The sequence below is a fragment of the Salmonella sp. SG203 genome (assembly GCF_013350575.1).
GTDB classification, from domain to species: domain Bacteria; phylum Pseudomonadota; class Gammaproteobacteria; order Enterobacterales; family Enterobacteriaceae; genus Salmonella; species Salmonella enterica.
Genome location: NZ_SNMT01000004.1, coordinates 126,189 through 147,822, shown reverse-complemented (window position 1 = coordinate 147,822; position 21,634 = coordinate 126,189). Strand labels below are relative to the sequence as shown.

The 21,634-nt window shown below is 51.8% G+C and carries 21 protein-coding genes and 3 pseudogenes; 11 read left to right on the top strand and 13 right to left on the bottom strand.

Annotation, left to right across the window (positions count from 1 at the left end; all coding sequences use genetic code 11):
• Window positions 1-10: 10 nt before the first annotated feature.
• From HV477_RS08515 to dapA, 4 genes are all read right to left on the bottom strand, one after another.
• On the bottom strand, window positions 11-874 hold the full coding sequence (locus tag HV477_RS08515; protein WP_023203851.1) for a neutral zinc metallopeptidase: 864 nt from the start codon (window positions 872-874) through the stop codon (window positions 11-13).
• Window positions 875-1,004: 130 nt separating this feature from the next.
• On the bottom strand, window positions 1,005-1,718 hold the full coding sequence (purC, locus tag HV477_RS08510; RefSeq protein ID WP_001171630.1) for a phosphoribosylaminoimidazolesuccinocarboxamide synthase: 714 nt from the start codon (window positions 1,716-1,718) through the stop codon (window positions 1,005-1,007).
• Window positions 1,719-1,892: 174 nt separating this feature from the next.
• A complete protein-coding gene (gene bamC, locus HV477_RS08505) occupies window positions 1,893-2,927 on the bottom strand; it encodes an outer membrane protein assembly factor BamC (protein WP_079899132.1) in 1,035 nt (344 codons plus the stop codon).
• A 16-nt stretch (window positions 2,928-2,943) separates the two neighbouring features.
• Complete coding sequence (dapA, locus tag HV477_RS08500; RefSeq protein WP_000494020.1) at window positions 2,944-3,822, bottom strand: 4-hydroxy-tetrahydrodipicolinate synthase; 879 nt, start codon at window positions 3,820-3,822, stop codon at window positions 2,944-2,946.
• 145 nt (window positions 3,823-3,967) lie between these two features.
• On the opposite strand from dapA, the gene HV477_RS08495 reads away from it, so the two are divergent.
• Both HV477_RS08495 and bcp read left to right on the top strand, forming a co-directional pair.
• Entirely contained in the window at window positions 3,968-4,540 is a 573-nt protein-coding gene (locus tag HV477_RS08495; protein WP_000189061.1) for a glycine cleavage system transcriptional repressor, read from the top strand.
• Complete coding sequence (bcp, locus tag HV477_RS08490) at window positions 4,540-5,010, top strand: thioredoxin-dependent thiol peroxidase (protein WP_001068686.1); 471 nt, start codon at window positions 4,540-4,542, stop codon at window positions 5,008-5,010. The genes HV477_RS08495 and bcp overlap by 1 nt, the downstream gene beginning before the upstream one ends.
• A 49-nt stretch (window positions 5,011-5,059) precedes the next feature.
• Here bcp and HV477_RS08485 read toward each other — a convergent pair.
• A pseudogene (locus tag HV477_RS08485) lies at window positions 5,060-5,380 on the bottom strand (glycerate kinase); the annotation flags it as partial.
• Window positions 5,381-5,596: 216 nt separating this feature from the next.
• Window positions 5,597-6,664, bottom strand: coding sequence for an AI-2E family transporter (locus HV477_RS08480; protein WP_000892057.1), 1,068 nt, complete (start codon window positions 6,662-6,664; stop codon window positions 5,597-5,599).
• A 207-nt stretch (window positions 6,665-6,871) separates the two neighbouring features.
• Between HV477_RS08480 and bepA the strand changes: the two genes are divergently transcribed.
• Window positions 6,872-8,335, top strand: coding sequence for a beta-barrel assembly-enhancing protease (gene bepA, locus HV477_RS08475; protein ID WP_000489630.1), 1,464 nt, complete (start codon window positions 6,872-6,874; stop codon window positions 8,333-8,335).
• Window positions 8,336-8,374: 39 nt separating this feature from the next.
• A complete protein-coding gene (arsC, locus tag HV477_RS08470) occupies window positions 8,375-8,734 on the top strand; it encodes an arsenate reductase (glutaredoxin) (protein WP_000132650.1) in 360 nt (119 codons plus the stop codon).
• A gap of 26 nt (window positions 8,735-8,760) precedes the next feature.
• On the opposite strand, the gene HV477_RS08465 is transcribed toward arsC, so the two are convergent.
• The 3 genes from HV477_RS08465 to upp all read right to left on the bottom strand — a co-directional run bounded on the left by HV477_RS08465 (window position 8,761) and on the right by upp (window position 11,560).
• Window positions 8,761-9,462, bottom strand: coding sequence for a DnaA inactivator Hda (locus HV477_RS08465; protein ID WP_061835882.1), 702 nt, complete (start codon window positions 9,460-9,462; stop codon window positions 8,761-8,763).
• Between the two features lie 94 nt (window positions 9,463-9,556).
• A complete protein-coding gene (gene uraA, locus HV477_RS08460) occupies window positions 9,557-10,846 on the bottom strand; it encodes a uracil permease (RefSeq protein WP_000198339.1) in 1,290 nt (429 codons plus the stop codon).
• An 87-nt stretch (window positions 10,847-10,933) separates the two neighbouring features.
• The gene (gene upp, locus HV477_RS08455; RefSeq protein ID WP_000706208.1) at window positions 10,934-11,560 is read right to left on the bottom strand and encodes a uracil phosphoribosyltransferase; all 627 of its coding nucleotides are present in this window, start codon (window positions 11,558-11,560) and stop codon (window positions 10,934-10,936) included.
• Between the two features lie 413 nt (window positions 11,561-11,973).
• On the opposite strand from upp, the gene purM reads away from it, so the two are divergent.
• The 4 genes from purM (at window position 11,974) to ppx (ending at window position 17,450) form a co-directional block, all read left to right on the top strand.
• Window positions 11,974-13,011, top strand: coding sequence for a phosphoribosylformylglycinamidine cyclo-ligase (gene purM / locus HV477_RS08450; protein ID WP_000130477.1), 1,038 nt, complete (start codon window positions 11,974-11,976; stop codon window positions 13,009-13,011).
• Complete coding sequence (purN, locus tag HV477_RS08445; RefSeq protein ID WP_001028589.1) at window positions 13,011-13,649, top strand: phosphoribosylglycinamide formyltransferase; 639 nt, start codon at window positions 13,011-13,013, stop codon at window positions 13,647-13,649. The genes purM and purN overlap by 1 nt, the downstream gene beginning before the upstream one ends.
• Window positions 13,650-13,837: 188 nt before the next feature.
• Window positions 13,838-15,904: a polyphosphate kinase 1 gene (ppk1, locus tag HV477_RS08440; protein WP_000529555.1), complete on the top strand. Its 2,067-nt coding sequence runs from the start codon at window positions 13,838-13,840 to the stop codon at window positions 15,902-15,904.
• A 4-nt stretch (window positions 15,905-15,908) separates the two neighbouring features.
• The gene (ppx, locus tag HV477_RS08435; RefSeq protein ID WP_001123330.1) at window positions 15,909-17,450 is read left to right on the top strand and encodes an exopolyphosphatase; all 1,542 of its coding nucleotides are present in this window, start codon (window positions 15,909-15,911) and stop codon (window positions 17,448-17,450) included.
• 35 nt (window positions 17,451-17,485) lie between these two features.
• On the opposite strand, the gene HV477_RS08430 is transcribed toward ppx, so the two are convergent.
• On the bottom strand, window positions 17,486-19,699 hold the full coding sequence (locus HV477_RS08430) for a sensor domain-containing phosphodiesterase (protein ID WP_079899135.1): 2,214 nt from the start codon (window positions 19,697-19,699) through the stop codon (window positions 17,486-17,488).
• Between the two features lie 96 nt (window positions 19,700-19,795).
• A complete protein-coding gene (locus HV477_RS08425) occupies window positions 19,796-19,933 on the bottom strand; it encodes a hypothetical protein (protein ID WP_001540598.1) in 138 nt (45 codons plus the stop codon).
• Between the two features lie 178 nt (window positions 19,934-20,111).
• Between HV477_RS08425 and HV477_RS08420 the strand changes: the two genes are divergently transcribed.
• The gene (locus HV477_RS08420; protein WP_000075924.1) at window positions 20,112-20,303 is read left to right on the top strand and encodes a YfgG family protein; all 192 of its coding nucleotides are present in this window, start codon (window positions 20,112-20,114) and stop codon (window positions 20,301-20,303) included.
• A 78-nt stretch (window positions 20,304-20,381) separates the two neighbouring features.
• On the opposite strand, the gene HV477_RS08415 is transcribed toward HV477_RS08420, so the two are convergent.
• Complete coding sequence (locus HV477_RS08415) at window positions 20,382-20,618, bottom strand: hypothetical protein (protein WP_079899136.1); 237 nt, start codon at window positions 20,616-20,618, stop codon at window positions 20,382-20,384.
• Here HV477_RS08415 and HV477_RS28990 point away from each other — a divergent pair.
• Window positions 20,542-20,859: pseudogene (locus HV477_RS28990) on the top strand (STM2901 family protein); the annotation flags it as partial. The gene HV477_RS08415 and the pseudogene HV477_RS28990 sit on opposite strands and share 77 nt — an antisense overlap.
• Complete coding sequence (locus HV477_RS08410) at window positions 20,844-21,173, top strand: DUF1493 family protein (RefSeq protein ID WP_077943679.1); 330 nt, start codon at window positions 20,844-20,846, stop codon at window positions 21,171-21,173. The pseudogene HV477_RS28990 and the gene HV477_RS08410, both read left to right, overlap by 16 nt.
• Before the next feature lie 79 nt (window positions 21,174-21,252).
• Here the strand turns inward: HV477_RS08410 and HV477_RS08405 are convergent.
• Window positions 21,253-21,570: pseudogene (locus HV477_RS08405) on the bottom strand (DDE-type integrase/transposase/recombinase); the annotation flags it as partial.
• Between the last annotated feature and the right edge of the window lie 64 nt (window positions 21,571-21,634).

The window sequence follows — 21,634 nt, the reverse complement described above, 5'->3', positions numbered from 1 at the left end:
CCCCGGTTTATCAAAAGTTTTTGCCAAACGTATTACATTGCGCCGGGTCACCGCTGTCAAATCCACGCTTAAACCAGCTGTAGCGCTGTTCTGAGGTGCCGTGGGTAAAACTATCCGGCACGACGCGCCCCTGCCCCTGTTGCTGTAAGCGATCGTCGCCGATAGCCTGTGCGGCATTGAGCGCCTCTTCCAGATCGCCCGCCTCCAGTACGCCTTGCTGCTGCATACTGTGTCCCCACACGCCGGCAAAGCAATCCGCCTGTAGCTCCATGCGCACCGAAAGGCGATTCACCTCCGTTTGCGACGCGTTTTGCTGCAACTGGCGTACTTTCGGCTCAATACCTAACAGTTTTTGTACGTGGTGGCCGACTTCGTGGGCGATGACATAACCCTGGGCAAAATCACCGTCCGCGCCCAGCTTATTTTTCATATCATCGTAAAATGAGAGATCGATATAAACGGTGCCGTCCGCCGGGCAGTAAAACGGCCCCATGACGGACTGACCCGCACCACAGCCGGTGCGCGTCATACCACGGTACATCACCAGTTTTGGCTGCTGATAGCCGCGCCCCATTTTTTGAAAGAGTTGACCCCAGGTATCTTCGGTCGTCGCCAGAATCACCGAGGTAAATTTTGCCGCTTCATCATCATTGGGGCTTATCGAACGCGTCGACTGCTGCTGCGAAACCGGCTGACCAGTCAACAGACCGGTTAAATCCACCCCATAGTACCCTGCGACCAACACCACCACCAACAGAATGATGCCACCTTTCCCGCGCGGAAGACGAAAGCCAGGGCCACCCAGCGAGGGGCCGTCTGGCCGATTACGTCTGTCCTCTACATTGTTGCTTTCACGACGCCCTTGCCAGCGCATAATCACCTCATTCTCTCTTTGTTATACAGATGATCGTAGGCGGTCAGGCGCAGGATTACCACAGGTAAACGCTATCAGAATGAGGAAAGGATGATACCGGAGAGCGGTAGCCCCCCGGTCAGAAGCGGAATTAATCTAATTTCACGCCCAGTCGATGCGCGACGGCTTCATAGGCTTCAATCAGACCGCCCAGGCTCTGGCGAAAGCGGTCTTTGTCCATTTTATCCAGCGTCTCTTTATCCCACAGGCGGCTACCGTCCGGTGAAAACTCATCGCCCAGCACCACTTCGCCTTTATACAGGCCAAACTCCAGTTTGAAATCCACCAGGATAAGACCCGCGTCATCAAACAGTTTTTTCAGTACGTCGTTGGCTTTGTAGGTTAGCTCTTTCATACGCGCCAGATTTTCCTGGCTTACCCACCCGAAAGTTTCACAGTAGGAACTATTCACCATCGGGTCGTGCAGCGCGTCGTTTTTCAGGAACAGATCGAAGATCGGCGGGTTAAGCTCCATGCCTTCTTCCACTCCCAGACGCTTGACCAGCGACCCTGCCGCACGGTTGCGCACCACACATTCAACCGGCACCATCTCCAGCTTCTTCACCAGACACTCGGTATCAGACAGCAAACGTTCCATCTGGGTCGGGATGCCCGCCTCGGCCAGTTTGGTCATAATGAAATGGTTGAATTTGTTATTTACCATGCCTTTGCGATCAAACTGTTCAATGCGCGCGCCATCCCCTGCTGACGTATCATTGCGGAATTCGAGCACCAACAGGTCCGGGTTTTCCGTGCTGTATACGGTTTTCGCTTTACCACGATACAACTCAGCTTGCTTTTGCATCTTTAACACTCCTGGGTGTGAATTAACGATAAGTATTCATTTCCTGCTACGCCTGCCCGAGACGCCGGCCTGTAATTGTGGTGCGAAATAGCGGTTAAATCGCGTTTTTGTACCGACGCACACGTTTGCGTATCTTATCAGAAAAAAGGGCCGGATTGCTCCAGCCCTGTTAAATTACTTGTTGAACGCTGCCTGGAAGACGGCAACCAGCGCGTCGTTCTGGCTTTGCGTCAGAGTATGCCCCTTAGGATCGATAAACTGCAAGCAGCTGCGGTTATCTAAATCGCCGACCTGCAATTTATAGTCTCCGGACGCTAGGCCCGGGTCGCTAGCGCCCAGATCCCGCCAGTCGCTGTCAGACAACGGTTTGTACGTTACCGCCATGCTGCCCTGAGAGCGAGTGCTGTCGGTGACTTTCATGCCCACTTTTTCCAGCGCGGCCGGGAGGCGTTGCCACACGAGGTTGAACGGACCGCGAACGACCAGCATAGGTAAACCGGTATCATCAGCGGCGCTCTGCACATCCATCGTTGCGGCGGAGCGGTTCTGCGCGGCATTTGCCGCATCCGTAGCGGTCTTATCCAGACCGGCGGAAATGACGTTCATCATTTCAGTGCTATAGCGCTGCAGCGACGCCGCATCAGCGACCGGCTTGCCAGCCTGTTCCAGATTAACCAGTTTTACCGTTACCGCCTGCTGATAGCCCTGCGGCTTCACCGAGATTTGATAACGTCCACGATACTGTTCGTCTTCATCCAGGCGGTTCCAGTTCACCCAATCGGTCGTCAGGGTCTGGCTGGCATCGTCACGTTTTTCAATCGGATAATTTTTCGCCTGAATCACGCTGACGACTTGCGGCCACAGCGTGCTGCTACGACCATTTTCCACCAATAGCGTAGCGGTATCGCCAGAGAACTGGGTACGCGCGCCGCTCACCAACGCTAACGGCTGCGCCGGCGGACGGATATCCAACGCCTTACCAACCGCGCCGCTCCCCTTCGTGACCGGAATAACGTAGTCGCCGGTCGTTATCGGCAGGATCATTCCTGCCGGGGCGTGAAGTTCAGCAAGCGGCGCGGCATCCAGATAGGATTCATCGCCGCTTACCTGGCGCTTGTAGCGCGAATCGGAACTACAGGCAGCGAGCAGCAAAACAAGCGAAACACCCGCAACCTTCGCCAGGCGCGACTTTTGTACTGAGTAAGCCATCAAATCTCCCTAAACTTTACAGCAGGCCAGCATGCTGAAGCGCTGCTTTGACGATGTCACGACCATGGTCCGTGATAGGCGTCATTGGCAGGCGCAGCGTGTCGGTCGCCACAAGACCCAATGCCTTACATGCCCATTTCACCGGGATAGGATTGGGTTCGACAAATAGTTTGTTGTGTAACGGCATCAGACGCTGGTTGATAGCGCGCGCCTCGGCAAATTGCCCTTCCGCCGCCAGTTTGCACATGTCAGCCATCTCGCGCGCCGCTACGTTAGCCGTAACGGAAATCACGCCATGACCACCCAGTTGCATAAAGTCCAGCGCAGACGCGTCATCGCCGCTAAGCAGAATAAAATCGTCTGAAACCAGCTCTTTGATCTGGTGAACGCGGGTTAAGTTCCCTGTCGCCTCTTTGATAGCGATAATATTTTTTATTTCCGCCAGACGACCCACGGTTTCCGGCAACATGTCGCAACCGGTACGGGACGGCACATTATACAGAATTTGCGGCAAGTCAGTGTGTTCCGCGATGGCTTTGAAATGCTGGAACAAACCTTCCTGCGTGGGGCGATTGTAGTACGGCGTTACCGTCAGGCAGCCAACAATGCCGCTATCGTTAAAACGCTGCGTCAGGCTAATCGCTTCCGCGGTCGCGTTTGCGCCCGTGCCGGCGATAACCGGAATACGTCCGTCAGCCAGTTCCAGCGTCATCATCACGACATCGCCATGTTCATCATGGCTTAGCGTGGCAGACTCGCCGGTAGTGCCAACCGAAACAATCGCCGAGGTACCGTTGGCGACATGATAATCAATGAGTTTTTTCAGGCAAGACCTACTGACGTTACCTTTCTCATCCATCGGCGTAACAAGCGCGACAATACTTCCCGTGAACATGGGCCATCCTCTGTGCAAACAAGTCTCTCAATGGTACGTTTGGTATGGCAATAAAAGCAAGCGACCAAAGCCGTTCTGATTGTTGTATGCAGGTTTTTTTTATGCTTTCCTTAAGATTACCTCACCGCTCAAAGGAATAACTGGTTTGACACCGTCATCACAACACTATCTCGTTATCACTGCGCTGGGCGCCGACAGGCCCGGTATTGTGAATACCATTACTCGCCATGTCAGCAGTTGCGGCTGTAATATCGAAGACAGCCGACTGGCGATGCTGGGCGATGAATTCACGTTTATTATGCTGTTGTCCGGCACGTGGAACGCGATTACCTTGATTGAATCGACATTGCCGTTAAAAGGCGCGGAGCTGGATCTGCTGATTGTGATGAAACGGACGTCCGACCGCCCCCGCCCGGCAATGCCCGCGACGGTATGGGTTCAGGTTGAGGTCGCCGACTCCCCGCATTTAATTGAGCGATTCACCGCGCTGTTTAATAGTCATGAAATGAATATTGCGGAGCTGGTCTCCCGCACGCAGCCGGCTGAAGGTGATAAAGCTGCGCAATTATTTATTCAAATCACCGCACATAGCCCGGCGTCGCAAAATTCCGCAAATATTGAGCAAGCCTTTAAAGCACTATGTACAGAACTCAATGCGCAAGGCAGTATAAACGTCGTCAATTACTCACAACATGATGAACAGGATGGAGTTAAGTAATGAATCCACTGAAAGCCGGTGATATCGCACCGAAATTTAGCTTGCCGGATCAAGACGGGGAACAAGTAAATTTGACCGACTTCCAGGGGCAGCGCGTTCTGGTTTATTTCTACCCAAAAGCCATGACACCCGGCTGTACCGTGCAGGCCTGCGGCTTACGCGATAACATGGACGAGCTTAAAAAAGCAGGCGTGGACGTGCTGGGCATCAGCACCGATAAACCTGAAAAACTCTCCCGTTTCGCTGAAAAAGAGCTGCTGAACTTTACCCTTTTGTCCGATGAAAACCATCAGGTGTGTGAACAGTTCGGCGTCTGGGGTGAAAAGTCGTTTATGGGCAAAACGTATGACGGCATTCACCGCATCAGCTTTTTGATTGACGCTGATGGTAAGATTGAACACGTCTTTAATGATTTTAAAACCAGCAATCACCATGATGTGGTGCTGAACTGGCTGAAAGAAAACGCGTAAAAGCCTCAGGCCGCGCTGATGTGCGGCCTGGAAAGGGAATGCGCCGTCAGGCTTGCCGCGCCAGACGCCCTTCTCCGGTCATCACCAGATCGGCATCTTTAACCGCCTGCTCAAACTGTAGCGTTTCCACGACAATCTCTACGCCGGCGCGTAATTCAGCATTGAGCAACCCTAAAAGCGCGGCGCCCATTCCGCCTGCCGCGCCGGGAGCGTTAATCACCTCACGTCCCGTAGCCTGATAAATATGCCGGCCGCAGTTTTCCAGCGCCTCGTCCAGGGTGTTCACCATTTCCGCTGTCGCCCCTTTTTGTGGGCCAAAAATGGCCGATGCGCCCTGAGGACCACACAGCGGATTGTTGACATCGCACGCCTTTAAGCTGATTGGCGGTAGCGGAATCAATTTCTACAATACAGTTTTCCTTCAGCAGCGAGAATTTTGTAGGTTCCGACAATAAAAATGCCGCAACACGGTGCGGCATTAAAAAAAAGAGCGGCTTTCTAAGCGCTTGTCCCTCATCAGGCGTGCGCAAAATGGCGGCAGGGCACTATGATGTCGTTCACGCTTTACAACTTTTGTACAGACCGCTCAGGATGAGGTATCCGTCACCTGACCATCCGGCCAGGCATGGACAACGGCTTTAATCAGCGTCGCCAATGGAATGGCGAAAAACACCCCCCAGAATCCCCACAGACCGCCGAAAATCACCACTGACAGAATAATCACCAGCGGATGCAAATTCACCGCTTCGGAGAAAAGTACCGGTACCAGCAAATTGCCATCCAGCGCCTGAATAATGAGATAAACGGCAAAACAGCTCCAGAATTCCGTCCCCAGACCAAACTGAAACAGCGCGACGCCCACCACCGGAATTGTCACCACAAAGGCGCCGATATAGGGGATCAGAACCGAAAAGCCCACCAGTACCGCCAGCAGTAGCGAATAGTTGAGGCCAAACAGCAAAAAGCCCAGCCAGGTCGCTACGCCCACCACTACCATCTCCAGCACTTTTCCGCGGATATAGTTGGTGATCTGCTGATTCATCTCATTCCACACCTGCCCCGCCAGCCCGCGATTACGCGGCAGTACGCGGCGCACGGCATTCAGCATCTGCTCTTTATCTTTTACCAGGAAAAAGACCATCAGCGGCACCAGCACCAGATATACCGCCAGCGTCAGTAGCCCGACTAACGACGCCAGCGAATACTTCACCACCGAATCGCCCATGTTAAGCATCCGGGTACGCATGTTTTCCGCCATCGCATCAATAATGCCCGCATCCATCAGCGCCGGATAGCGTCGCGGCAAGGTCGCGGCGAAATCGGACAGTTTATTCAGCATACCGGGCATATCACGAATCAGGTAAATACCCTGCTGCCAGGCAATCGGCATCACCACAAAGGCCATTAATAACAGAATGCCGACAAAGAGGATAAGGACAATGGAGGCTGCCCAGCGCCGAGAACAGCCAATCGCCTGCAGGCGCGCCGTCGGCCACTCCAGCAGGTAGGCCAGTACGATTGCGACCAGCAGCGGCGCTAACAGGCCGCTAAAGAAAAAGAGGATGCTAAAACCAGCCACCAGAATGACCAGCAAGGCAATCGCCTCCGGGTCGCTGAAGCGACGGCGATACCATTGCATTAACATTTCGAGCATAAAACCCTTCCCAGAACTCAACTGCGGGATTGTGATGCCGAATTGTATCGAAATGTCACAAAAAAGACTTCGCTTTTTATCGTTGATTCAGGAAACTAAAATAGTGAGTCTGTGCTCATCACAGTTACACTTATGAAGTGTCGGAGCGTGGAACGATATTTCACGACGTTGGTCAAAGGGCTATCTCAAAACAACAGGATAGAGGTTATGTTCAGGCAGTTGAAAAAAAACCTGGTGGCAACCCTCATTGCAGCATTGGCTCTCGGTCAGGTCGCGCCCGCATTTGCCGACCCTGCCGACACGCTGCCCGATATGGGAACCTCGGCAGGAAGCACGCTTTCTATCGGACAAGAGATGCAAATGGGCGACTTTTATGTGCGCCAGCTACGCGGTAGCGCGCCGTTAATCAACGATCCGCTGCTGGTGCAATACATTAACGCGCTGGGTATGCGTCTGGTCTCGCACGCCGACTCCGTCAAAACGCCCTTCCATTTTTTCTTGATCAATAATGACGAAATCAACGCGTTCGCGTTCTTTGGCGGCAATGTGGTGCTGCACTCGGCACTTTTTCGCTACGCGGATAACGAAAGCCAGCTAGCTTCAGTCATGGCGCATGAAATCTCCCACGTGACGCAGCGCCACCTGGCGCGCGCGATGGAAGATCAAAAGCGCAGCGCGCCGCTTACCTGGGTGGGCGCGCTGGGTTCCATTTTGCTGGCCATGGCCAGCCCACAGGCCGGTATGGCGGCGCTAACCGGTACTCTGGCGGGAACGCGCCAGGGAATGATAAGTTTCACCCAGCAAAATGAGCAAGAAGCCGACCGTATTGGTATTCAGGTACTGCAACGCGCCGGATTTGACCCACAGGCGATGCCCTCTTTCCTCGAAAAACTGCTCGACCAGGCGCGTTACTCCACGCGCCCGCCTGAAATTTTGCTCACTCACCCCTTACCGGAAAGCCGCCTTGCGGATGCCCGCAACCGTGCCAACCAGATGCGCCCGGTCGTGGTGCAATCTTCCGCCGACTTTTATTTCGCCAAAGCGCGCGCCCTGGGAATGTACAATTCCGGACGTAACCAGCTCACCAGCGACCTGCTGGATCAGTGGTCTAAAGGCAACGTGCGTCAGCAACATGCGGCGCAATATGGCCGGGCGTTGCAGGCGATGGAAGCGAGCAAGTACGATGAAGCGCGCAAAACGTTGCAGCCGCTATTAAGCGCGGAACCGAATAATGCCTGGTATCTTGACCTCGCCACCGATATTGACCTGGGGCAGAAAAGAGCCAACGACGCGATTAATCGCCTGAAAAATGCCCGCGATCTGCGCGTTAATCCTGTGCTGCAGTTAAACCTCGCCAATGCGTACCTCCAGGGAGGCCAGCCGAAAGCGGCGGAAACCATTCTGAATCGCTACACCTTTAGCCATAAAGATGACGGTAACGGCTGGGATCTGCTTGCTCAGGCCGAAGCCGCGCTGAACAACCGCGATCAGGAGCTGGCGGCGCGCGCTGAAAGTTATGCGCTGGCGGGACGACTGGATCAGGCAATTTCACTGCTCAGTAGCGCCAGCGCCCAGGCAAAACTGGGTAGCCAGCAACAGGCGCGTTACGATGCGCGTATCGACCAGTTGCGCCAGTTACAGGAACGCTTCAAGCCATACACGAAAATGTAATCGCCGTTTATTAGCCGGATGGCGTCACAAGGAGAACTCATGACCGACACGATTAAAATCTACCATAACCCGCGCTGCTCGAAGAGCCGCGACACGCTGAACCTGCTGAAATCTAACGGCGTGGAACCGGAAGTGGTGCTTTATCTGGATACGCCCGCCGATGCCGCCACCGTGCGTGAACTGCTGCGTATGTTGGGCATGTCCAGCGCGCGCGAACTGATGCGCCAGAAAGAAGATCTCTATAAGACGCTTCACCTGGCGGATAGCCAGCTAAGTGAAGAGGCGTTAATCCAGGCGCTGGTTGAACACCCTAAACTGATGGAGCGCCCCATTGTGGTGGCAAATGGTCAGGCGCGCATTGGCCGACCGCCTGAGCAGGTGCTGGACATCCTCGGTTAACCGTTGAACGCCGCCGTCGCGGCGTATTACAGTTTCAGGATCTCTTTGACAAACGGGATCGTCAGTTTTCGCTGGGCAGTGATCGACGCATGATCGAGCTGATCCAGCGTCATAAACAGCGTGCGCATTTCGCGATCAAGACGTTTGAGTAAAAACCGCCCGACATCTTCCGGCAGTTCAAACCCCCGTAACCGGGCACGCAACTGTAGCGCCTGAAGTTTGTCTTCATCGGAAAGAGGCTGGAGTTTATAGATTTGCCCCCAGTCCAGACGGGAAGCGAGATCGGGCAAGCCCAGATTTAACTGTCTTGGCGGACGATCGCCGGTGATCAATAACCGCGTCTTACCGGACTCCAGAATGCGGTTATAGAGATCAAAGATCGCCATCTCCCACAGTTCATCGCCAGCGACACACTCAATGTTATCAATACACACCAGCGAGAGGTGTTCCATACCGTCGAGCACTTCCGGCACAAACCAGGTGCGTTTATCGAGCGGGACGTAGCCTACCGCATCTCCACGCTGCGACAGTTCAGCACAGGCGGCGTGCAGTAAATGGCTGCGGCCCGCGCCTTCACGCGCCCAAAGGTAGATATATCCACTATGTTCCTGGCGCAACACGTTTTGTAACGCGGCCAGTAGAGAGGCGTTATCCCCCGGCCAGAAACTTGCGAAAGTTTCGTCGTCAGGAAGATAAAGTGGCAAAGAGAGCTGTGCCGGTGTGTTCAGAGATACCTCAACCCAGGATGACATAAAATCGCGCTGAGTTTACCACATAATTCCCGTGAGATAGAACCGGGCAGCATCGCTGCCCGGCAACCCGTTACTGATGCGGAGGCTCCGCATCATTTGCCTCCAGAACCACTTCTTCCGGACGCAACAGGCTAATCAGTTTAAAAATCAGGCTCAGGCCAATCCCGACGATGGTCGCCAGCGCCATCCCTTTCAATTCTGCCGCGCCGATATGCACTTTCGCGCCGCTCACGCCGATGATCAAAATCACCGAGGTGAGGATCAGGTTTTGCGCTTTATTGTAGTCGACTTTCGATTCGATCAAGACGCGAATCCCCGACGCGCCGATGACGCCGTACAACAGCAGCGAGACGCCGCCCATCACGGGTAACGGGATAATCTGAATCGCCGCCGCCAGTTTGCCGACGCAGGAAAGCAGAATGGCGAAAATCGCCGCGCCGCCGATAACCCAGGTACTGTAAACGCGGGTGATCGCCATGACGCCAATATTTTCCCCATAGGTGGTATTCGGCGTGGAGCCGAAGAAACCGGAAATGATCGTCGACAGTCCGTTAGCGAACATCGAGCGGTGCAAACCGGGATCGCGCACTAAATCTTTTTTGACGATATTCGCCGTCACCACCAGATGACCGACATGCTCGGCGATCACGACCAACGCCGCGGGCAGAATCGTCAGGATCGCGAACCATTCAAAACGCGGCGTATAGAAGGTCGGCAGCGCAAACCAGTGTGCCTGGGCAATCGGCGTGGTATCGACCACCCCCAGCGCGAATGACAGCGCATAGCCCGCCAGCACGCCGATCAAAATCGGAATGATCGCCAGGAAACCGCGAAACAGTACGGAGCCGAACACCGTCACCGCCAGCGTGACCATGGAGATAATAATTGTTTTCGTGTCCGGCGACTGCCCTTGCGCAGGCAGTAATCCGGCCATCCCCGCCGCGACGCCAGCCAGCTCCAGACCGATGACGGCAACGATTGCGCCCATTGCCGCAGGCGGGAACATCACATCCAGCCAGCCGGTGCCCGCTTTTTTAACGATGAAAGAGACCAGACAGAACAACACGCCGCACATAATAAAACCGCCCAGCGCCACTTCATAACCCAGCGGCAACAACAGTAATACCGGGGAAATAAAGGCAAAGCTCGATCCGAGGTAGGCAGGAATTTTACCTTTGCAGATAAAGAGATACAGCAACGTTCCGATACCGTTAAACAGCAGCACCGTCGCGGGATTGATATGAAACAGAACTGGCACCAGCACGGTCGCGCCAAACATGGCGAAAAGGTGCTGTAAACTAAGCGGGATTGTCTGTAAAAGCGGCGGTCTTTCACTCACCCCGATAGCACGGCGCGTCATAGTGTTTTCCTCTAAGTGTGTTTGTTATGAGTGGTTTTATTCAAAAAAAAGCCGACTCTTAAAGTCGGCTTTTAATTATTTATTCACTTATTTGGTACCAAAAATCTTATCGCCGGCATCGCCAAGCCCCGGAATAATGTATCCGTGCTCGTTAAGCCCCTGATCGATAGAGGCGGTGTACAGTTCAACGTCCGGGTGCGCTTTTTCCAGCGCCGCAATGCCTTCCGGCGCGGCGACCAGCACCAGCACCTTAATGCTGCTACAGCCGGCTTTTTTCAGCAGGTCGATGGTCGCGATGACAGAACCGCCGGTCGCCAGCATCGGGTCGACGATCAGCGCCATGCGCTCATCAATGTTCGATACCAGTTTCTGGAAATAAGGTACTGGCTCAAGCGTCTCTTCGTTACGGTACATCCCGACTACGCTGATACGCGCGCTCGGTACATTTTCCAGAACGCCTTCCATCATACCCAGACCCGCGCGCAGAATCGGCACAACGGTAATTTTTTTACCTTTGATCTGGTCGATTTCCACCGGGCCATTCCAGCCTTCGATGGTGACTTTTTCCGTTTCCAGGTCGGCTGTCGCTTCATACGTCAGCAGGCTGCCTACTTCTGAGGCGAGTTCACGAAAGCGTTTAGTGCTAATGTCGTTTTCACGCATCAGACCCAGCTTGTGTTTGACGAGTGGGTGTTTGACTTCCACGATCTTCATACTCTTCTCCTATCCTCAGATGACTGGCAACCACAAAAAAAATCGCCGGATTATACCGCTTTTCCTCTCTGACGCAACACAATGTATGCTTGACCTGGATCAACCAAAAGCGCTGATAGCGGAAAAGTGAGTATAAATCACTCACGTTGAAACAGGCGATAAAGGCTAACAACCGTTTGAATATTAGCAATTTTAAGGGTGAATGACCTGTCCCGACCGCCTGTCGTAAACCAAGTGCTGGATATCCTTTTCTTTTTTACCAACAGGGAAATTTTCAAGCAGCGACCGAAACCATGCCAAAAAAATCGTCCGGATAACCAGGGCGCAGACCATGCTCGCAAACGTTTGCTTTCCCTGTTAGAATTGCGCCGAATTTAACTTTTACCGCAAGAAAAAACGTGGGGAACCAGGCAGTGACCGATAAGACCTCTCTTAGCTATAAAGATGCCGGCGTCGATATTGATGCGGGTAACGCTCTGGTTGATCGAATCAAAGGCGTAGTGAAGAAAACTCGCCGCCCGGAGGTTATGGGCGGTCTGGGCGGTTTCGGTGCGCTGTGCGCGTTGCCGCAAAAATATCGTGAACCGGTACTGGTTTCCGGCACTGACGGCGTAGGCACCAAACTTCGCCTGGCGATGGACTTAAAGCGTCACGACGCTATCGGTATTGATCTGGTGGCGATGTGCGTAAACGATCTGGTCGTTCAGGGCGCGGAACCGCTGTTTTTCCTCGATTACTATGCCACGGGTAAACTGGATGTCGATACCGCTGCCAGCGTGATCAACGGTATTGCCGAAGGCTGCCTGCAATCCGGCTGCGCGCTGGTCGGCGGCGAGACGGCGGAAATGCCGGGCATGTATCACGGCGAAGATTACGATGTGGCGGGTTTCTGCGTCGGCGTAGTCGAAAAATCAGAAATCATCGACGGCTCCCGGGTTGCCGAAGGCGACGTGCTGATTGCGCTCGGCTCCAGCGGCCCGCACTCGAATGGATATTCGCTGGTGCGGAAAATTATTGACGTTAGCGGCTGCGACCCACAAACCACTCTGTTGGAAGGGAAGCCGCTGGCCGATCATCTGCTTGAACCGACCCGTATCTACGTAAAATCGGTTCTGGAACTGATTGAAAACGTCGATGTGCACGCTATCGCCCACCTCACCGGCGGCGGCTTTTGGGAAAATATTCCGCGCGTTCTGCCGGAGAATACCCAGGCGGTAATTAATGAGTCGTCCTGGCAGTGGCCCGCCATCTTTACCTGGCTGCAAACTGCCGGTAATGTCAGCCGACATGAAATGTACCGTACCTTTAACTGCGGCGTCGGCATGGTGATTGCGCTCTCCGCTCCGGAAGCGGACAAAGCGCTTGCTCTGCTAAACGAGAAAGGTGAAAACGCATGGAAAATCGGTATCATCAAAGCCTCTGATTCCGAACAGCGTGTGGTTATTGAATAATGAATATTGTGGTGCTGATTTCCGGCAACGGAAGCAATTTACAGGCGATTATCGATGCCTGCGAAGCGAAGAAAATTAAAGGCACCCTCAGGGCAGTATTCAGCAATAAGGCCGACGCGTTCGGCCTTGAACGCGCCAGAGAAGCCGGCATTCCGGCGCAAGCGCTGACTGCCGATCGGTTTGACAGCCGCGACGCCTTCGATCGCGAGTTGATTCGCAAGATAGACGCGTATGCGCCCGATGTGGTTGTGCTGGCTGGTTTTATGCGTATTCTGAGTCCGATGTTTGTCGCGCATTACTACGGGCGTCTGCTGAACATTCACCCTTCCCTGCTGCCAAAATATCCGGGGTTGCATACCCATCGCCAGGCACTGGAAAACGGCGATGAGGAGCACGGTACCTCGGTACATTTCGTGACAGACGAACTCGACGGCGGCCCGGTCATTCTCCAGGCGAAGGTGCCGGTTTTTGCCGACGACAGCGAAGATGATATCACCGCACGCGTACAGACTCAGGAACATGCGATTTATCCGCTGGTGATTAGCTGGTTTGCGCAGGGGCGTCTAAAGATGCGCGATAACGCCGCCTGGCTGGACGGGCGTCGTCTGCCGCCGCAAGGTTATGCGTCTGACGAATAATATGTCATCGGACAGGACTGCGTCTGCTTGCCGGATGGCGGCATAAATGCCTATCCGGCCTACTCTTTTCCCTTCCTTTATGCTATCAGTTTATTGTCATATTTTTCTGACGCTGTTGGACATTAACGCGTAATGCTCGCCATAATTATCAGGCAGTGTCCCGTGAATAAAACGGAGTATAGGTAGTAATGGGTCAGGAAAAGCTATATATCGAGAAAGAGCTGAGCTGGTTAGCATTTAACGAACGCGTGTTACAGGAAGCGGCGGATAAATCCAACCCGTTGATTGAGCGGATGCGCTTCCTGGGAATCTATTCTAATAACCTCGACGAGTTCTACAAAGTGCGTTTCGCTGAACTGAAACGACGCATTATTATCAGCGAAGAACAGGGTTCAAATTCTCATTCACGCCATTTGTTAGGCAAAATTCAGTCTCGCGTGTTGAAAGCAGACCAGGAGTTCGACGGCCTGTACAACGAATTACTGCTGGAAATGGCGCGTAATCAAATCTTTCTGATCAACGAGCGTCAGCTCTCGGTGAACCAACAAAGCTGGTTGCGCCACTATTTTAAGCACTATTTGCGCCAGCATATTACCCCGATTCTCATTAACCGGGAGACGGATCTTGTTCAGTTTTTAAAAGATGATTACACCTATCTGGCGGTGGAGATTATCCGCGGCGACACCATCAACTATGCGCTGCTGGAGATACCGTCCGACAAAGTCCCACGCTTCGTTAATCTGCCGCCGGAAACACCGCGCAGACGCAAGCCGATGATCCTGCTGGATAATATTCTGCGCTACTGCCTGGATGACATTTTTAAAGGGTTCTTCGACTATGACGCGCTTAATGCCTATTCGATGAAAATGACCCGCGATGCCGAATATGACCTGGTGCATGAGATGGAATCCAGTTTGATGGAGCTGATGTCTTCCAGCCTGAAGCAGCGCCTGACCGCTGAACCTGTGCGCTTTGTCTATCAACGCGATATGCCCGCCGCGCTGGTCGACGTGCTGCGGGAAAAACTGACGATCTCCCGGTATGACTCAATCGTACCCGGCGGGCGCTACCACAATTTTAAAGACTTTATTAATTTTCCGAATGTCGGTAAAGCCAACCTGGTCAATAAGCCGTTACCGCGGTTACGCCATCTTTGGTTTGATAAAGAGAAGTTTCGTAACGGTTTCGACGCGATTCGTGAACGTGATGTGCTGCTCTATTATCCTTATCACACCTTTGAACATGTGCTGGAACTGCTACGCCAGGCGTCGTTTGACCCAAGCGTGCTGGCGATCAAAATCAATATTTATCGCGTAGCGAAAGACTCGCGCATTATTGACTCGATGATCCATGCCGCCCATAACGGCAAAAAAGTCACCGTGGTGGTGGAGTTGCAGGCGCGCTTCGATGAAGAGGCGAATATTCACTGGGCCAAGCGGTTAACCGAAGCGGGCGTCCACGTTATTTTCTCTGCGCCCGGGCTGAAAATTCACGCCAAACTCTTTCTCATCTCACGAAAAGAGGGCGATGACGTGGTGCGTTATGCGCATATCGGCACCGGTAACTTCAACGAAAAAACAGCGCGGCTGTATACCGATTATTCGCTGCTGACCGCCGATGCGCGCATTACCAATGAAGTGCGTCGGGTCTTTAATTTTATTGAAAACCCCTATCGCCCGGTCACTTTCGATTATTTGATGGTTTCTCCACAAAACTCACGGCGTCTGCTGTATGAGATGATCGATCGTGAAATCGCCAATGCCCAGCAAGGCTTACCGTCAGGGATTACCTTAAAGCTTAACAACCTGGTTGATAAAGGGTTGGTCGACAGGCTATACGCCGCGTCGGGTTCGGGCGTCCAGGTCAATCTGCTGGTACGCGGTATGTGTTCTCTTATTCCGCAACTGGAAGGCATTAGCGATAATATTCGCGCGATTAGCATCGTGGATCGCTATCTGGAACACGATCGAGTTTATATTTTCGAAAACGGCGGTGATAAGCAAGTTTGGCTCTCTTCAGCTGACTGGATGACGCGTAATATTGACTACCGTATCGAAGTCGCTACGCCTATCCTCGACCCGCGGCTTAAACAGCGCGTCCTGGATATCATTGACATTCTGTTTAGCGACACGGTAAAAGCGCGTTTTATCGATAAAGAACTCAGCAACCGCTACGTACCGCGCGGCAATCGCCGTAAAGTCCAGGCGCAGCTGGCAATTTATGACTACATCAAATCACTCGAGCAACCAGACTAACGCTATGCCAATTTACGATAAATCCCCTCGTCCGCAGGAGTTCGCTGCGGTCGATCTCGGCTCAAACAGCTTTCATATGGTCATTGCCCGCGTGGTTGACGGCGCAATGCAGATTATCGGGCGTTTAAAACAGCGCGTCCATCTGGCGGACGGGCTGGGCGCAGATAATAAACTCAGCGAAGAAGCCATGGAACGGGGGCTTAGCTGTCTGTCGCTGTTTGCTGAACGCTTACAAGGTTTCTCCCCTTCCAGCGTCTGTATCGTAGGCACCCATACGTTACGTCAGGCGCAAAATGCCGCTGATTTTCTCAAACGCGCGGAAAAGGTTATTCCCTACCCGATAGAGATTATTTCCGGTAACGAAGAAGCGCGCCTGATTTTTATGGGCGTAGAACATACGCAGCCGGAAAAAGGCCGCAAGCTGGTGATCGATATCGGCGGCGGGTCAACAGAGCTGGTCATTGGCGAAAACTTCGAACCCAGGCTGGTTGAAAGCCGTCGTATGGGCTGCGTGAGCTTCGCGCAGCTCTACTTTCCCGGCGGCGTTATCAATAAAGAAAACTTCCAGCGCGCCCGAATGGCGGCAGCGCAAAAACTGGAAACCTTAACCTGGCAGTATCGTATTCAGGGTTGGAACGTAGCGATGGGCGCTTCCGGTACGATTAAGGCCGCTCATGAAGTTCTCCTGGCGCTGGGTGAGAAAGATGGCTTCATTACGCCGGAGCGCCTCGATAAACTGAAGTCAGAAGTGTTGAAGCACCGCTCCTTTAATGCGCTCAGCCTGCCGGGTCTGTCTGAAGAACGCAAAGCGGTCTTTGTGCCGGGCCTGGCGATTCTGTGCGGCGTTTTTGATGCTCTGGCTATCCGCGAGCTTCGCCTTTCCGACGGCGCGTTGCGCGAAGGCGTACTGTATGAAATGGAAGGCCGCTTCCGCCATCAGGATGTTCGCAGCCGTACCGCAAAAAGTCTGGCCAATCAATACAACATTGACAGAGAACAGGCCAGACGCGTGCTGGAAACCACCATGCAGATGTACGAGCAGTGGCAGGCCCAGCAGCCAAAACTGGCGCATCCGCAGCTTGAAGCGTTGCTCCGCTGGGCGGCAATGCTGCATGAGGTTGGACTGAATATTAATCACAGCGGTTTACATCGCCATTCGGCTTATATTCTGCAACACAGCGATTTGCCCGGCTTTAATCAGGAGCAGCAAATGATGATGGCGACGCTGGTGCGTTACCATCGTAAAGCCATAAAACTGGATGATATGCCCCGCTTTACGCTGTTTAAGAAAAAACAGTATCTGCCGTTAATTCAGCTACTTCGGCTGGGCGTATTACTGAACAACCAGCGGCAGGCGACCACCACGCCGCCGACGCTGCGGCTAACGACCGATGACAGCCACTGGACGTTATGTTTTCCGCATGACTGGTTCAGCCAGAATGCGCTGGTACTGCTTGATCTGGAAAAAGAACAGCAGTACTGGGAAGCGGTAACTGGCTGGCGTCTCAATATTGAGGAAGAAAGCTCGCCGGAGATCGCCGCGTAAATTGTGAGCCAGACGCCGCGCCGCGGCGTCTGGCTTTACTGAATCTCAGATAATAGCTGCGGCTCGCCAATTAAATATCCCTGAAGATAGTCGATTCCCAACGAGAGCACGACGCTTCGTATTTCTTCGCTCTCGACATACTCCGCGACAACCTGCATATTTTTCATTCGCGCTAAATGACAAATAGAAGCCACAATCTGATAATCGAGACTGTTTGACACTATATTGCGAATAAAACTGCCATCAATTTTAAGAATATCGGCGTCAACGTTTTTCAGCCGCGCATAGCTGGCGTAGCCAGTACCGAAATCATCAATCGCTATCTGACAGCCAAACTGCTGTAGCTGTCCCAGCGTCAACTGCGCCTGCTCAGCATTGGTGAGAGAGTTGCTTTCCGTTACCTCAAAAACCAGTTGCCAGGGTTCAACCTGATATTGCGTAAGCAACTGCTTAACTTCTGCAGGAAAACGGGCGCGACATACCGATGTTGGCGACAGATTAATGGCAAAACGATGCGCGGGCATATATTCCCGGCTGGCCGCCATAAACCGCAGCGTGTTTTCAATCACCCAGAGATCGATAGCGGAAGACAAACCAAACTCATGCGCCACGGGTAAAAAATTGTCCGGGTTGATAACGTCGCCGTTGTCATCCCTGAGTCGCAGTAAAATTTCATGGTAAACGTCCCCACGAACGCCGAAAATAGGCTGCGCCATCAGGAAAAAATGATCGTGCTCCAACGCCTGTTGCAGCCGATTCATCATCGCAATTCTGCCCTTCAAATCGCGCTGCAGGTGCATTGCGCCGCGCCGCTGTAAATCCTCCGGCGCGTTAGTCGTCAACGAAAGATCGGAACTGGTGCTTAATTCGCCCAGCAGAAGATAAAGGTGGCTAACCGGAGAACGCACGCAGCAGTAGCTCACGCCGACAGGCGGCTGTAGCGGCAGTCCATCCCAGATAAACCGAAACTGCTTAATATGTTTATCCAGCGCTTCAATACGCTGCTGATGCGCCTCTGTATTAAGACGCAGCACCAGGTCGTGCCCTGACATCTGGTAGACGCACTCATTTGAGGCCAGCATCGGCGTAATCCAGTGAGAGAGCTTTTGCTTATACTGGATGCGTAGCATGACGCCATAATTTTTACCCAATAGCTCCAGGCCCGGCACGTGTAAAAAACAGATCGTAGACCAGGGCGCATTTTTAAGCGCGCGGTTTAACGCACGTAAATTGGGAAGATGTACAACCGGGTCAAGATAGGCCAGGCGCCGTGCGCGACCACTCACTACGCGCTGACGCGTGGCCAGTACAGACATATAATTAACAATAAAAGAAAAAACCAGATAGCTCGAAGAGGTAATCGCTAATTGCGTATCATAACCTGAATACCAGGGCATATAACGCTGATAATAATGAATCGACGTAATTAGCACGACGGCCCAGATAATTGAAATAAACTTATAACCATAGCGCATCGCGCCCCACAGCATGACCGGCAATAATAACGAAAGCGTATAGTTGGTACTAAATATTGAGCTATTATCCGTCAATGGCATACACAGTATAAACATCAGTGTAGTCAATACGGCCAGCCAAATAACGATCTCTTTTTTAGTGACCTTGCTATCAATCTGTAGCTTTAATTGCTGATAATACCCTCGCAGGTGCAGCGGATTGCGGAGAGTACGAATAATAAAATAGCACAATGGCACACCGATAAGGTTACCGACCAGTAACGCCTGGTAATTAATCAGCGTGTTGATATTAAAGGGCATTACCCCCATCAGGCTGGCTTTACTTTCGTACATGCCAACAAAAGCGGCAAACTGGTAGATGACCAGAAATAATGTTGCTGAACAAAATACCTGCCAGAACATTCGTTGAAACAACAGGTGGGCGTCGCCGTGGGAAACATTGTTTCGCCGGGGGGAAAAGACACGATAGCCGCCCCAGCTTAGCACGATAGTAATGATAAAGTGCATCGTCACAGAAAGGGTTTCATACAGCCCTGTCTGCGGGTATCTGCGCCAGAAGATAGCAAGCACAATGCCCGGCAGTGCTGCCCAGCCGAAAAAGAGCATCAGACTAAGCATAAAAGCTAACGGCAGGTAAAAAAGAACCACATTTCCAGTGCTGGTAAGCGCATAAGTATTTGCGCTACTTAAAACAGGTAGTAAAATCGAAGGGAGAATGAGCGGTAGTCCCCACCATTTATCTCTGATATTTATATAAGTTTTATTTAGTTTCATAGATGCTCAGCAGAACCCCCCAATCCCAAAGGGGCGTTAACAGACAGGCATCCCACCTGACTTTAAATTGATGATGAGATATACATCACACGATAGTCATCGATTGTAATTATTAAACAAAAGTAACATTTGATTTAAGTCAATTATTACCTTTCTCCTGCAGCCTTTATTCGCCTTTTTATTCTTTGTTATCATTAATTTATTATTAATGTAAATACTAAAATTATCTTCCATAACAATATAAGATAAATCAACTGACGCAATTTTACATTAAGAGGAATTGACCATCGGTTCGCAGTATGCCTTAATGTAGAGTGAACGCAGGCTTGTTACGTTCTTCGCCTTGATAATACCCTTGAAGAACCCAGCCTGATCCCGCCCATACCGCTGGGCCAACGTTAAGGAACCCTTTGTGAGTCAGGCCAACAGTATGCGAAAACGACATCGATTTAACACTCGCATGACCCGTATCGTACTGCTTATCAGTTTTCTCTTCTTCTTTGGACGTTTCGTCTACTCTTCTATCGGCGCCTGGCAGCACCATCAGGATAAAAAAGAAGCGCAACAATCATCGCTTTCTGTCACCACGCCGGGACAACGTTAAGCTGTTATCCGTTAAAAAGCCCGCGCAAGAAAAAGAAGCTTTAGCGTTAACGCAAAAAGACAATCCCACTCAATGGGTTCAGACCATGATCAGACGCTTAAAGAGCAACCGCGGGATATCCTGCCTGGGTGACAAGATCATATGCGCGGTTACTAAGATTCCCTCGACCGAATACAAAACCCGATAGCCTTCAGCGTGGTTAAACTCCCGGTAGCTGACACAGCCAATTTTCAGCAGTTCAGGGCAACCAGTTCTACCTACGAGGGGTAAACCTCGTGGGACAACTCCAGGAACATCAATTGCTTCTAAGTACATCAGTAATTGGTTGAACTATAAACTGCCACCTGGGATCAGATTACCAACGTTGACAGGCAAAACTATCAACGCATTACAGCTAAGCTCAACGAATAATTTAGGTTGTTTCGTTGGTCGTAATGTACTCTGGCTCGGTTGGGTTATGACATTCACTACGATTTATGATATCCAGCGTGATATTAAAGATACATTTAATCGTGTGGCGGTTCCTAAAGATCGCATTCAGTGGACGTACTTCTAATGAGAGATATTGAGAAAGAAATTATCGATTTTATCGATCAGGAATATAACACTAAAAAGTACTTTCTCTGTGGGCCAAAGCGAACCATCACGCTTGATGCCAGTATTAGGGATGAACTTAAACTCGTTTTTGAAGATAGTGAAGAATTTCTACAAGAGTACTTCAAGCGTTGGAATGTAGATTCAGAAGGATTTGACATACTCAACTATCTGAATCCAGGGTACTTTGGAAGTAAAGAGCCTGATCCGCGTAAGCCACTAACAGTTGGTATGCTCGTTGAAAGTGCTAAAGCTGGACGTTGGTTATATAGTTGAAGAATAAAGTTATTATATTTTAAATATCCCTTATTTGGGCTGAATCGCCATGGATAACCTGGGCACTTCTGAGTCGTTGGTAGATCTTTTTCTTTATCCGTTCACGCTTCAGTAGCTGGAAAAAGCTTTCTGCAACCGCATTGTCATGACAGTTGCCACAACGGCTCATACTGCCCTCCAGTCCGTGCAATTTCAGCCATTCATAGCGGGTGTACTGACTATCCTGATCAGACTGAACCAGCACCTGTTTTTGGGGATGACGTCGCCACACAGCCATCAGAAGCGCATTCAGGACAATATCTTTTGTCATTCGTGGTTGCATTGACCAACCGATAACTTTGCGCGAGAACAAATCAACGACCATGGCAAGATACAGCCAACCTTCGTGGGTTCGTAATTACGTCAAATTTGCCGTCAGGAGCTGTGCGCTACACAGAAAACTCATCTATGCACATAAATAA